Source organism: Onishia niordana, assembly GCF_004798965.1.
Classification (GTDB): Bacteria; Pseudomonadota; Gammaproteobacteria; order Pseudomonadales; family Halomonadaceae; genus Onishia; species Onishia niordana.
Window position 1 is genome coordinate 261857 of the sequence record NZ_SDSD01000004.1, and the last position, 13039, is coordinate 274895.

12 protein-coding genes are annotated in these 13039 nt (G+C 63.1%); 8 read left to right on the forward strand and 4 right to left on the reverse strand.

The window, feature by feature from the left end:
* The first annotated feature begins 103 nt into the window (after positions 1-103).
* Positions 104-1000, forward strand: a complete 897-nt coding sequence (locus ETC27_RS10150; protein ID WP_136254871.1) for a DMT family transporter — start codon at positions 104-106, stop codon at positions 998-1000.
* Here the strand turns inward: ETC27_RS10150 and ETC27_RS10155 are convergent.
* The 3 genes from ETC27_RS10155 to ETC27_RS10165 are packed head-to-tail and all read right to left on the reverse strand — an operon-like array spanning position 978 to position 3908.
* Positions 978-1727, reverse strand: coding sequence for an ABC transporter ATP-binding protein (locus ETC27_RS10155; protein WP_136254872.1), 750 nt, complete (start codon positions 1725-1727; stop codon positions 978-980). The two genes, ETC27_RS10150 and ETC27_RS10155, sit on opposite strands and share 23 nt — an antisense overlap.
* Positions 1721-2791: a FecCD family ABC transporter permease gene (locus ETC27_RS10160; protein ID WP_136254873.1), complete on the reverse strand. Its 1071-nt coding sequence runs from the start codon at positions 2789-2791 to the stop codon at positions 1721-1723. The genes ETC27_RS10155 and ETC27_RS10160 overlap by 7 nt, the downstream gene beginning before the upstream one ends.
* Positions 2781-3908: an ABC transporter substrate-binding protein gene (locus tag ETC27_RS10165; protein WP_136254874.1), complete on the reverse strand. Its 1128-nt coding sequence runs from the start codon at positions 3906-3908 to the stop codon at positions 2781-2783. The genes ETC27_RS10160 and ETC27_RS10165 overlap by 11 nt, the downstream gene beginning before the upstream one ends.
* Positions 3909-4134: 226 nt before the next feature.
* Between ETC27_RS10165 and ETC27_RS10170 the strand changes: the two genes are divergently transcribed.
* The 6 genes from ETC27_RS10170 to greA all read left to right on the forward strand — a co-directional run bounded on the left by ETC27_RS10170 (position 4135) and on the right by greA (position 11507).
* Positions 4135-4416, forward strand: coding sequence for a DUF2218 domain-containing protein (locus ETC27_RS10170; protein WP_136254875.1), 282 nt, complete (start codon positions 4135-4137; stop codon positions 4414-4416).
* Positions 4417-4426: 10 nt separating this feature from the next.
* Complete coding sequence (locus tag ETC27_RS10175) at positions 4427-5362, forward strand: EamA family transporter (protein ID WP_240724874.1); 936 nt, start codon at positions 4427-4429, stop codon at positions 5360-5362.
* Positions 5363-5476: 114 nt separating this feature from the next.
* Positions 5477-6295, forward strand: coding sequence for a 4-hydroxy-tetrahydrodipicolinate reductase (gene dapB, locus ETC27_RS10180; RefSeq protein WP_136254876.1), 819 nt, complete (start codon positions 5477-5479; stop codon positions 6293-6295).
* Between the two features lie 307 nt (positions 6296-6602).
* Positions 6603-7748: a glutamine-hydrolyzing carbamoyl-phosphate synthase small subunit gene (gene carA, locus ETC27_RS10185; protein WP_136254877.1), complete on the forward strand. Its 1146-nt coding sequence runs from the start codon at positions 6603-6605 to the stop codon at positions 7746-7748.
* Positions 7749-7803: 55 nt separating this feature from the next.
* The gene (carB, locus tag ETC27_RS10190; RefSeq protein WP_136254878.1) at positions 7804-11034 is read left to right on the forward strand and encodes a carbamoyl-phosphate synthase large subunit; all 3231 of its coding nucleotides are present in this window, start codon (positions 7804-7806) and stop codon (positions 11032-11034) included.
* Positions 11031-11507, forward strand: coding sequence for a transcription elongation factor GreA (greA, locus tag ETC27_RS10195; protein ID WP_136254879.1), 477 nt, complete (start codon positions 11031-11033; stop codon positions 11505-11507). The genes carB and greA overlap by 4 nt, the downstream gene beginning before the upstream one ends.
* 157 nt (positions 11508-11664) lie before the next feature.
* Here greA and yhbY read toward each other — a convergent pair whose 3' ends face one another.
* Positions 11665-11991 (reverse strand): ribosome assembly RNA-binding protein YhbY, encoded by a 327-nt coding sequence (gene yhbY, locus ETC27_RS10200; RefSeq protein ID WP_136254880.1) that lies wholly within the window; start codon positions 11989-11991, stop codon positions 11665-11667.
* Positions 11992-12124: 133 nt separating this feature from the next.
* Between yhbY and rlmE the strand changes: the two genes are divergently transcribed.
* Positions 12125-12787, forward strand: coding sequence for a 23S rRNA (uridine(2552)-2'-O)-methyltransferase RlmE (gene rlmE, locus ETC27_RS10205; protein ID WP_136254881.1), 663 nt, complete (start codon positions 12125-12127; stop codon positions 12785-12787).
* The last annotated feature ends 252 nt before the right edge of the window (positions 12788-13039 follow it).

Below are 13039 nucleotides of genomic sequence, written 5' to 3' on the forward strand. Positions count from 1 at the left end.
TTCCAGTTTCCCGTGTACCATATCGCCTCGCTCGCCGGTGAGCCGCCTGCAAATGGCTCGATGCGGAACGCCTTTTTACTCGGATAGAACGACAAGGATACTCATGGACGATGTCGCGGATCGGCCATTGGCCGGCATCCTGCTCAGGCTGCTATCGGGCCTTCTTTTCACCGGAATGATGGTGTGCGTCAAGGCGGTGAGCATTGATGTTCCGCTGGGGCAGACCGTGTTCTTCCGCTCGCTGTTTGCATTGCTGCCGATCGTTGTCTTCATGACATGGCGTCGGCAGTTCCCCGCGGCCCTGGCCACGCAGCGCCCGCTCGGGCATCTGCTGCGCTCGGGGCTGGGGGCGGCGGCGATGTTTGCCTCCTTCGCGGCCGTGGCACGGCTACCGGTGGCCGAGGCGACGCTGCTGGCGCAGCTGTCGCCGGTCGCCATGGCGGTCGGCGGGGTACTGCTGCTCGGCGAGCGGTTCTCCCTGCACCGGGCGGTGGCTCTGGCGCTGGTGCTTAGCGGGGTGTCAGTGCTGGTGGTGCCGGACCTGCAAGGCCCTCAGGAGGGTGCTCGTGTGCTGGGGTATCTGCTGGGCATCCTGGCGGCCTTGCTGACGGCGGGGGCGTTGATGACCGTGCGGCGGATTTCGCGTACCGAGACGGCGGCCTCCATCGCTTTCTACTTCGTGGTGGTCACGACGCTGGCGGGGCTCGCAACGCTGCCGCTGGGGTGGGTGGCCGTCTCGGGGGAGACGCTTGGCTTGCTGGTGTTGTCGGGGCTGTTTGGCGGCGCGGCGCACATCTGCATGACCCTGGCGCTGCGCTACGCCGAGGTCTCGCGTCTGGCGCCATTCGAGTATGTGGCACTGATCTGGCCGGTGCTGGCGGATCTGTGGATATTCGGGCTGCCACTCACCAGCGGCTTCTTGCTGGCCCTGCCGCTGGTGTTGGGCGGTGCTGTGCTTGCGGGGTTCGAGGGACGGTTTAAACGGCTGCTTCGACGATGAGCTGTGGACGCCCCATAGAGCAAGGCTCGATGCGGGCGTCAACCTGAAAGACGTGGCGCAGCAGTGTCGGGGTCACCACCTGCTCGGTGGTGCCGCAGGCCACCAGCTGACCGCTTTCGAGCACCATGGCCTGGTCGGTGAAGCGCAGCGCATGGCCGATGTCATGCAGCGAGGCGATGATCAGCATCTCCCGCTCGCGGGCCAGTCGCCGCAGGATGCCGAGCAGGCTGATCTGGCGATGCAGGTCCAGCGCCGAGGTCGGCTCATCGAGGAGCAGGATCTCCGGGGCCTGAACCAGCGCTTGAGCCGCGCTCACTAGCTGTCGCTGTCCTCCACTGAGATCACTGATATCACGCTCGCCCAGTGACGCAATGCCCAGGTCGTTAAGGGAGCGGTCGACTTCATGCAGATCGTCGGGCTGCACCTTCAGGCTGCGGCCCTGCATGCGCGCCAACAGCACCGATTCGTACACCGTCAGTACTGCGCTGGACCCGGTCTCCTGGGGCATGTAGGCCACCGGGCGCTCGCGGGTGGTGCCCTCGATACGGACTTCGCCACCGCCCTTGAGCAGCCCGAGGATGCGCCGGAATAGGGTCGACTTGCCGGCCGCATTGGGTCCGAGCAGGGACACGATCTGGCCGCCGGCGAAGGTTGGCGTGGTGATCTCTGAGAGGATCTGGCGCCGGCCGTAGTGGGCCGAAAGGCGATCTAGCGTGAGCGTTACCATGAAGCCTTCTTGTGGCTGAGCACGAGGAACAGGAAGAACGGAATGCCCACCAGCGAGGTGATGATGCCGATGGGAATGATGGTGCCGGGCAGGATGATCTTCGACAGCACTGAACCCACGGAGAGGATCAGGGCGCCGCAGAGCGCTGAGCCAGGCAGGAAGAAACGCTGATCTTCCCCTAGTAGCAGGCGGGCGATATGCGGCCCGACCAGGCCGATGAAACCGATGGTGCCGACGAAGGCGACCGAGATGGCGGCCAGCAGCGAGACCAGCACCAGCACTTCCAGGCGCAGTGCGCGGGGGTTGATGCCTAGGCTCTCGGCCTTGGCGTCGCCCAGGCGCATGGCGGTCAGTGCCCAGCCACGACGCGCCAGCAGGGGCAGAATGAAGGCCAGCACGCCGAGGGCGATCCACAGCTTGGGCCAGGTGGCCTTGGTCAGGCTGCCCATGGTCCAGAACACCACCGCGGATACCGCCTGCTGGCTGGCGAAGAACTGAATCAGCGCCATCAGCGAGTTGAAGATGAACACCATGGCGATGCCGAGCAGCACGATGGTCTCGATCGTCACCCCGCGTCGCATGCTCAGCAGGTGAATGGCGCCGGCGGTCAGCATGGCCATGACGAAGGCATTGATCGGGATGATGTAGTCGACCGCAGCGGGCACCAGCGACACGCCGAAGGCGAGCGCCAGCGCGGCGCCAAAGCTTGCTCCGGCCGAAATGCCCAGCGTGAAGGGGCTGGCCAGCGGGTTGCTGAGGATGGTCTGCATCTGGGCGCCGGCGATCGACAGGCTGGCACCGACGACCAGCGCCATCAGCGCGACCGGCATACGAATTTCCCACAGGATCACTTTGACCGAGGGGCTGACGTTATCCGGCGTCAGCAGGGCGGTGATCACTTCCCCCAGCCCATAGCGTGCAGGCCCGAGCGCTAGATCGACACACAGGCTCAGGCCCAGCGCCAGGGTGAGGGCGGCGAGAATCAGCTGTCGCCTGGTCACCAGAGAGCGATAGAACTCGCCCTCTCGTGCGGTGGCGGTGCTGACGGTGGTATCACTGCTCATTCAAGGAGGTCCAGTATCCGGGTTGGTAATCGACCGGCAGGAAACGCTCGTGGAGGGTCTCAAGCGTCTCCTCGGGGTCCAGATCCTGGAACAGCTCCGGGTGCAGCCATTTGGCGAGGCGCTGCACGGCAACGAAGTAATAGGGGCTGTTGTAGAACTGGTGCCAGATGGCGTGGAAGTTGCCAGTCTCGACGGCGTTGATGCCGGTCATGGCGGTGCGCTCGGTCAGTCCCTCAAGTTTTTCCCGGGCCGTTTCCATATCGGCGCCCGGCCCCACGCCTACCCAGTCGCCGCCTGGCACGTAGGCATCCCAGTTGCCGCCGGTGACCACGACGTGGTCGGGGTTGGCGGCGATGATCTGCTCGGGATTGAGGTTGCCGAAGGTGTTGGGAATGATGTCGGCGGCGATGTTTTCGCCCCCTGCGAGTTCGACATACTCACCGAAATTGGCCGGCCCGAAGCTCATGCAGCAGTCCTCGGAATAGCCACCGGCACGGTCAATGAAAACCTTGGGGCGCTCAGGGTCGGCAGCCTCGATGGTATCGGTAACGCGGGCCATTTGCGCTTCGGCGAAGTCGATGAAGGCCTGGGCCTTTTCTTCCTCGCCCAGCAGGCGGCCCATCAGGCGCATGGAAGGGATGGTGTTCTGGAGCGGGTCCTCGCGGAAGTCCACGTAGACGATGGGAATGCCGAGCTGGTCCAGCTTTTCGTCGTAGGCGGCATCTTCGGTTGCCGCCTTGGCCTCGAGGTTCATCAGCACCACGTCAGGCGTGAGCGCTGCGGCCTGCTCAACGTCGAAGGTGCCGTCCTTGAAGCCACCGAAGGTCGGGATGTCTTCCATTTCGGGGAACTTGGCCGCGTAGCTCGCGTAGTTGTCTGGGTCAGCCTGGGAGAAGTCCTTGCGCCAGCCGACGACGTGTTCGAAGGGGGCGTCGGATTCCAGCGCTCCCAGCAGATAGATCTGACGGCCTTCACCCAAGATCATGCGCTCAACGGGCGCCTCAATGGTGACCTCGCGGTCGGCAATGTCCGTCACGGTGATGGTGTCGGCCTGTGCGGCCATGCAGCTGAGTGCAATGGCCGAGCCACCGACGGCCTTGAGCAGAGAGGTATGCATGTGTGGATGTCTTTCTCGTTGAAGGGTCATGTCACAATCCGATAGCAGGGATACTAACGGATTTAGTTGTCTTTTACGTATGATTCTTATTTGCGGATGCCGCGCAGTATGGCGCAATACCGTCTGTCGCGTCCAGATGTCAAGGCAGTCCCTCTGCCAGGGGTGGCGCTACCAGGGCGCGCCGTCATAGGCTATGAATTCATGACCGACACATACGGAGCCCGTTATGCCCATCTCACGTGCCGAGATCCCCACAGAGTCCGGCAGCAAGTTGATCAATCGCCTTTGCAAGCACTGGGCGCACAAGTTCGAGGTCGAGCATGGTGAGGGGAATGGCCGCGTTCAGTTCGAAACGGGCACCTGCCTGATGAAAGCGGAACAAGAGTGCCTAGTGGTGGCCATCGAGGCCTTGGACGTAGACGCCCTCGACAGCCTCGAGGGTGTGGTGGCGAGCCACCTGGAGCGCATGGCCGGCGATGAGGCGCTGACAATCGTCTGGGAGAATTGACTCGCACCGCGTGGTAATACTCAAGGCTCATCTTGGCCTGCTGCTGTGGGCGCTGCTGGTAGGGCTTTCCTTCCCGGCCGTAGGGCTTGTCGATAATGCCTTGCCCCCGATGCTGCTGACCGCGCTGCGCTTTTCGGTTGCGTCCCTTGCGCTCTGGACGCTGGCGCGCCGCGCCCCCGACCGCTGGCCCGAAGGAGTGGCGTGGCTTTTGTATGCCGCGATGGGGCTGTGCCTCGCCGGCTTCTTCGCGTCCATGTTCTGGGCGGCGAGCCATACAACGGCGCTCGCCATGGCCACGCTGTTCGTCAGCGTGCCGCTGCTGGCCTTCCTGCTGGGCCTCGCCGCCGGGCTCGAGCGCCGCAGCTGGCGGTTGCCACTGATCCTTTCGATGGGCGCCTTGGGTGCCATTATGCTGGCGATCGTCGAGGCCAGTGGCCGCGCTAACGCTAACGCCGCAGGAAGCACTGACCTTGGTTTCGGGGCCGGCGAGGCGGTATTTCTTCTTGGGTGCCTGGCAAGTGCGCTCTACCCGGTGCTGTCCAAATGGGGGTTGTCCCGAGGGTTGCTGTCGGCATCGGCGGCGGTACGTACCTTCTGGAGCCTGTTGCTGGGCGGGCTATTGATCGGTGTTCTGGGGCTTGTCCTAGAGCCCGCCGCGGCGCTCGCCCAGATGCGTCTTCGGGACGGCCTGGTAGTGCTTTACCTGGGGCTCTTCTCCAGTGCGCTGACCTTTTGGTTGCAGCAGCGGGCGACGGCGGTGCTGACGCCTGGAGCGGTGACGGCCTATGGCTATCTGGTGCCCTTCGTGTCGATGCTGCTGCTCTTCGTGCAGGTGCCTGGCCGTATCGGCTGGGGGTGGCTGCCTGGCAGTGTGCTGGTGCTTTTGGCCATGGTTTTGTTGTGGCGCGATGACGCTCGCCGCCGGCAGGCGAAGAGAGCCCGCTGATCCCAGGCGTAGGCCGCCGCACCCACAACAGACGCGCCGTATCGCCAGTTGCTATACTCCCGCGACTTTTCTCGCCACCTGTCACACAGACTTTGCCAACCATCTGGAGATCGCATGTCCTCTCACGCTCCCCGTATCGCCATCGTCGGTGCTGCCGGCCGCATGGGCCGCACCCTGGTCAATGCCGTCACTCAGGACCCGGAGGCCACCTTGGCCGCGGGAATCGTCGAGTCGGGTAGCTCGCTTGCCGGTGCAGACCTTGGCGAGCTTGCTGGCCTTGGCAAGCTCGGTGTCGCTGCAAGCGATGACCTGGCCGCCGTGCTCGAGGATGTCGATGTGCTGATCGACTTCACGACGCCCCGGGTGACGCTTAATAACCTGGCGTTATGCGCTCGGCACGGCGCGGCGATCGTGATCGGCACCACCGGGCTTTCCGATGACGAACTGGCCGAGCTCGACGGCTACCGCGACCGGGTGCCGATGGTCTTTGCGCCCAACATGAGTGTCGGCGTCAACCTGACCCTCAAGCTCCTGGAGACCGCCGCCAAGGCGCTCGGCGACGAGGGGTATGATATCGAGGTGATCGAGTCTCACCATCGCCACAAGGTCGATGCCCCCTCCGGCACGGCGCTGAAGATGGGGGAGGTGATGGCCGACGCGCTGGAGCGTCCCCTCAAGGAGTACGGTGTCTTCGAGCGGGTCGGTCAGTGCGGGCCGCGCACCGACAAGGAGATTGGCTTTGCCACCGTGCGCGCCGGTGACATCGTCGGCGAGCATACGGTGATGTTTGCCACCGAGGGCGAGCGCATCGAGATTACCCATAAGGCGAGTAGTCGCATGACCTTTGCCAAGGGCGCGGTGCGGGCCGCGCGCTGGGTCAACGGTCGGGCGGCAGGGCGCTATGACATGCAGGACGTGCTCGAGCTGAAGTGATGCAGCCCGGCCGGCACATCGGGTCCATTGGACTAAAGGGCTAGCTGGCGAGCGCCAATTCCGGTAACATAGATCAAATTTTTTGGCCGGGCGATGTTACCTCGCTTGTAACGAATCGCACCTCGCTTGTAGCGAATCGCGCCAGCAAGCATTACGAGTGAATGACAGCAAGCGGGATGAAACCGGTTCTCCGGGTTTCGTCCCGCTTTTTTACGAGCCGCAGGAAGCGCCCGTTGCCAAAAACACCAGTTGTCGGACGATGAGGCCGTTGCCCCTGGCGGCCTCCTGAGCTTGGGAGGAAGTTGCGTTGAACAAACCCGCGATATTGGCCTTGGAAGATGGCAGCGTGTTCCATGGCACCGCGATCGGCGCCGATGGGCAAACCAGCGGTGAAGTGGTGTTCAATACCGCCATGACCGGCTATCAAGAAATTCTCACCGACCCCTCCTACACTCGACAGATCGTCACCCTCACTTATCCCCATATCGGCAATACCGGCGTCAATGCAGAGGACGTCGAATCCGGCGCCATCGCCGCTGCCGGCCTGGTGATCCGCGATCTGCCGCTGCTGGCCAGCAGCTTTCGTAGCGAGCAGCGTCTCGATGACTACCTGAAGAGCCAGAATGTGCTTGGCATCGCCGATATCGATACCCGGCGGCTGACCCGCATCCTGCGCGACAAGGGGGCCCAGAATGGCGCGATTCTCGCCGGGACCGAGGCCGAGGGCGATGAGGCCGTCGAGCGGGCCCTGGCTGCGGCCAAGGCCTTTCCCGGGCTCAAGGGCATGGATCTGGCCAAGGTGGTGTCCTGCCAGAGCGCCTATGAGTGGAGCGAAGGCGAGTGGGCGCTGGGTGAAGGCTATGCCGATACCACGGCAAGCGAGCGTCCCTTCCATGTGGTCGCCTACGATTTCGGCGTCAAGCACAACATCCTGCGGATGCTGGCGTCTCGCGGTTGCCGCCTGACTGTGGTGCCGGCCCAGACTCCTGCCACCGAGGTGCTGGCGCTGAACCCGGACGGTGTCTTCCTGGCCAATGGCCCGGGTGACCCCGAGCCCTGCGACTACGCGATTACCGCTATCCGCGAGATCCTCGACACCGAGCTGCCGGTGTTCGGTATCTGCCTGGGGCATCAGTTGCTGGCGCTGGCCAGTGGGGCCAAGACCGCCAAGATGAAGTTTGGCCACCACGGCGCTAACCATCCGGTGCAGGATCTGGACTCCGGCCAGGTGATGATCACCAGCCAGAACCACGGCTTCGCCGCCGATGAGGCAAGCCTGCCGGATACCCTGCGGGCGACCCATCGCTCGCTGTTCGATGGCTCGTTGCAGGGCATCGAGCGCACCGACCGGCCGGCCTTCAGTTTCCAGGGTCACCCCGAGGCGAGCCCCGGCCCGCGCGATGTCGCGCCGCTATTCGACAAGTTCGTTGCCCTGATGCAGGCGCGCCGCTAGGCGTCCCTGTTCGATCGCGCCGTCGTCTGTCACCTTTTTTTCTGCGGGAAACGTCATGCCCAAGCGTACCGATATCCAGAGCATCCTGATCATTGGCGCTGGCCCGATCGTTATCGGCCAGGCCTGCGAATTCGACTACTCCGGCGCCCAGGCCTGTAAGGCCCTGCGCGAGGAGGGCTACCGAGTCATTCTGGTCAACTCCAATCCGGCGACCATCATGACCGACCCGGTCATGGCCGATGCCACCTACATCGAGCCGATCACCTGGGAAGCGGTAGAGAAGATCATCGAAGCCGAGCAGCCGGATGCCGTGCTGCCGACCATGGGCGGCCAGACGGCTCTGAACTGCGCCCTTGAACTCGAGAAGCACGGCGTGCTCGCCAAGCACGGCGTGGAGATGATCGGCGCCAACGCCGACGCCATCAACATGGCCGAGGATCGTGACCTCTTCGACCAGGCGATGAAGCGCATCGGCCTGGAGTGCCCCAAGGCCAAGGTGGCGCACTCCATGGACGAAGCCTGGGAGATTCAGGGCGAGCTGGGGTTCCCGGTGATCATCCGCCCCTCCTACACCATGGGTGGCTCCGGCGGTGGTGTGGCCTACAACAAGGAAGAGTTCAAAGAGATCTGCCACCGCGGTTTCGAGCTCTCCAACAACCATGAGCTCTTGATCGACGAGTCGCTGCTGGGTTGGAAGGAATACGAGATGGAGGTCGTGCGCGACAAGCACGACAACTGCATCATCGTCTGCGCGATCGAGAACTTCGACCCGATGGGCGTGCACACCGGCGACTCGATCACCGTGGCCCCGGCTCAGACGCTGACCGACAAGGAATACCAGATCATGCGCGACGCATCGCTTGCGGTGCTGCGCGAGATCGGCGTCGAGACCGGTGGCTCCAACGTGCAGTTCGGCATGGACCCGAATACCGGGCGCATGGTGGTCATCGAGATGAATCCGCGGGTGTCGCGCTCCTCGGCGCTGGCCTCCAAGGCCACCGGCTTCCCGATCGCCAAGATCGCAGCCAAGCTTGCCGTCGGCTACACCCTGGACGAGCTGCAGAACGACATCACCGGCGGGCGTACCCCGGCCTCCTTCGAGCCGTCCATCGACTACGTCGTCACCAAGATCCCGCGCTTCACCTTCGAGAAGTTTCCCCAGGCCAACGATCGTCTGACCACTCAGATGAAGTCGGTGGGCGAGGTGATGGCGATCGGCCGGACCTTCCAGGAGTCGTTGCAGAAGGCGCTGCGTGGCATGGAAACCGGCAAGGACGGTCTCGACCCGGTCGTCGACGACTATTCGCCGGAGACCATGGCGCACTTGAAGGGTGAGCTGCAGGCCGCCGGTGCCGAGCGGATCTTCTACATTGCCGATGGCATGCGTGCTGGCTTGAGTGTCGAGGAGATCTTCGCGCTCACCAACATCGACCGCTGGTACCTGGTGCAGCTCGAGGAGCTGATTCGCCTTGAGCAGGATCTTGAACGTCGCTCGCTGTCCGATCTGGACGGTCGCGAGATCTTCAGGCTCAAGCGCAAGGGCTTCAGCGACGCCCGCCTGGCGAGCCTGCTCGGCGTGTCCGAGGGCGAGTTCCGCAAGGTGCGTCAGGGCCACGACGTGCGCCCGGTCTACAAGCGCGTCGACACCTGCGCCGCCGAGTTTGCCTCCGACACCGCCTACATGTACTCCAGCTACGAGGAGGAGTGCGAGGCCGAGGTCAGCGACAAGAAGAAGATCATGGTACTGGGTGGCGGGCCCAACCGCATTGGCCAGGGCATCGAGTTCGACTACTGCTGTGTGCATGCGGCGCTCGCCATGCGCGAGGACGGTTACGAGACCATCATGGTCAACTGTAACCCCGAGACCGTGTCCACCGATTATGACATCTCCGATCGCCTCTACTTCGAGCCGGTGACCCTCGAGGATGTGCTGGAAATCGCCGACAAGGAGCGCCCCGAAGGGGTGATCGTGCAGTTCGGTGGCCAGACGCCGCTCAAGCTGGCGCGTGCTCTGGAAGCGGCCGGTGTGCCGATCATCGGCACCACGCCCGATGCCATCGATCGCGCCGAGGACCGTGAGCGCTTCCAGCAGATGATCGACAAGCTGGGCCTCAAGCAGCCGCCCAATGCCACCGCCAGAAGCTTCGAGGATGCCTTCGCCAAGGCCGAGGCCATCGGCTACCCGCTGGTGGTGCGCCCCTCCTATGTGCTGGGTGGCCGGGCCATGGAAATCGTCTACTCGGCCACCGAGCTCGAGCGTTACATGACCCATGCGGTCAAGGTTTCCAACGACTCGCCGGTATTGCTGGATCACTTCCTCAAGGCGGCCGTCGAGGTCGACGTCGACGCGGTCAGCGACGGCGAGCAGGTGGTGATCGGCGGCATCATGCAGCACATCGAACAGGCTGGCGTGCACTCCGGTGACTCTGCCTGTGCGCTGCCGCCGTATTCGCTGCCGGCCGACGTCCAGGATGAGATGCGCGACCAGATCAAACGCATGGCGGTCGAGCTCAACGTGGTCGGTCTGATGAACGTGCAGCTGGCCTGGCAGGACGGCGAGATCTACGTCATCGAGGTCAACCCGCGGGCCTCGCGCACCGTGCCCTTCGTCTCCAAGTGCATCGGCACCTCGCTTGCACAGGTGGCGGCGCGCTGCATGGCCGGCCAGACCCTCGCCTCCCAGGATTTCACCCGCGAGATCGTGCCGCACTTCTACAGCGTCAAGGAAGCCGTCTTCCCGTTCAACAAGTTCCCGGGCGTTGACCCGATTCTGGCGCCGGAGATGAAGTCCACCGGTGAGGTGATGGGGTCGGGCGAGACCTTTGCCGAGGCCTTCTACAAGGCGCAGCTGGGTGCCGGCGAGGCGATTCCGCGGCTGACCGGTGAGCGCAAGGCGTTCCTGTCGGTGCGTGAGCCCGACAAGGAAGGCGTTATCGAGGTGGCCCGTTCTTTGATAGAATTAGGCTTTACCCTTTGCGCTACCCGCGGCACCGCGCGCGCCCTCAAGGCCGCCGGCATCGCCGTCGAGTCCGTCAACAAGGTCAATGAAGGCAGGCCGCATATCGTCGATATGCTCAAGAACGACGAGGTGGCCTACATCGTCAACACCACCGAGGGGCGCCAAGCCATTACCGACTCCTCGGTTATCCGCCGCACCGCTCTCGCCCGCAAGGTCCCCTACGCCACCACACTGGCGGGGGCGCAGGCCGTTTGTCTGGCGCTCGAGTATGGCAACCAGATCACGGTTCGGCGGCTTCAGGAACTGCATGCAGGAGCGACACAATGAACAAGGTCCCGATGACCGTGGACGGCGAGACAAGCCTGCGTAAAGAGCTCGAACAGCTCAAGAGCGTGGAGCGCCCAGAGGTGATCGCCGCCATTGCCGAGGCCCGTGAACACGGCGATCTCAAGGAGAACGCCGAATACCATGCCGCTCGTGAGCAGCAAGGCTTTATCGAAGGACGCATTCAGGAGATCGAGGGCAAGCTCTCGGTCTCCCAGGTGATCGACGTCACTAAACTGCCCAAGACCGGCAAGGTGATCTTTGGCGTGACCGTCGACCTGATCAACCTGGATAACGACGAGGAAGTGCGCTACCGGATCGTTGGCGAGGACGAGGCCGATATCAAGTCGGGCCGAATTTCGGTGACGTCCCCCATCGCCCGCGCCCTGATCGGCAAGGAAGAAGGCGACGTGGTCGTGGTCAAGACGCCGGGTGGCGATGTCGAATACGAGATCGGCAGCGTCGAGCACCTCTGATCGCGAGATGCCACAGCGGTGGTGCAGAGATGTCTCTTTGTACCGCCAGGCACCAGGGCTCAGCGCGGTATCGAGTCCTGATGCGATAGCCACAAAAAAGCCCGCGACAGTGTCGCGGGCTTTTTCATGAGGCGTCGAGCGCTCGCGGTATGCTGATCTAGCGGCGGCCGTGGTGTTCCTCGAAGCGCTTGATATTGGAGAGCTTCGGGTTGGCCTTGGGGTTGGCGCGGTAGAGCAGCACCATCTTGCCGATGCTCTGCACATTCTCGGCGCGCGAGTTCTTGACCAGTGCCTCAATGACGGCGGCACGATCATCGCGCTCAGGGATAGCCAGTTTGACCTTGATCAGCTCATGGTCGCCCAGGGCGCGGTCGAGTTCCGCCAGCACGCCCTCGGAGATACCGTTCTCGGAGACGGTAACGACCGGGTTGAGGTGGTGGCCGATGCTGCGCATTGCTTTCTTTTGTGCCTGTGACAAGCTCATGATATCTTGAACGTTCCGGTTGTGCTGGCAGGTTATACTGAACACGCCATGGTACGTGGATTATTCTCTGCGCGAAAGCCATGCGACCGGCCCCTTCTGTTTATTCGATTCCCCAAGCATTTCAGGTGATGACGTGGCACGCTCCACCAGCTCCAAGAGTGCCGGGTCACGCGGTGGCCAGGCCAGCAAGACCAGTGGTAACTGGCTAAAGGAACACTTCGACGACCAGTACGTGCAGCGTTCCTGGCAAGACGGGTATCGCAGTCGCGCCAGCTACAAGCTGCTCGAACTGGATGCCAAGGACAAGCTGTTCAAGCCGGGCATGACGGTGATTGATCTGGGTGCGGCGCCGGGTGGCTGGAGCCAGGTGGCGGCCGAGAAGGTGGGCGAACGTGGCCTGGTGATCGCCTCCGATATTCTCGAGATGGATGCCTTGGCCGATGTGACCTTTCATCAGGGGGACTTCACCGAGGAGGCGGTGCTCGAGGCGATTCTGGAAACGCTCGGTGAACGGCGTGTGGACCTTGTGATGTCGGACATGGCCCCCAATATGAGTGGTATGGCGGCCATCGATCAGCCACAGGCAATGTATCTGGTCGAATTGGCTCTGGATCTGGCTCGCCAGACGCTTTCGCCCGGCGGCCGCTTCGTGGCCAAGGTGTTTCAGGGTGAAGGCTTTGATGCCTACCTCAAGGATCTGCGCAGTAGCTTCAACAAGGTCATGACGCGCAAGCCAGAAGCGTCTCGCGCACGTTCGCGCGAGGTCTACCTGCTGGCAGATGGTTTCCGCGGCTGACCCTTTGCAGCAGGCCTCTTGTGACAGGTCGTTGGCACCAGGTTTTTCGTAACTAAGAGCCTTCGCGATAGACCTCTTCGCGCAGGTCTCCTAGAGAGTATGTCGATGAGTGGCGGGAACGATGGTCGTCGCTCTGCCATAGTGACTGGCTATGGCTCTCATGTACGGACACGTACTGACGAGTGTGCGATGCTTAGCCACAGTGGCACCGGGTGGTTGAACACTCTGAGCTCCTGTAGTGTCGAATGCATA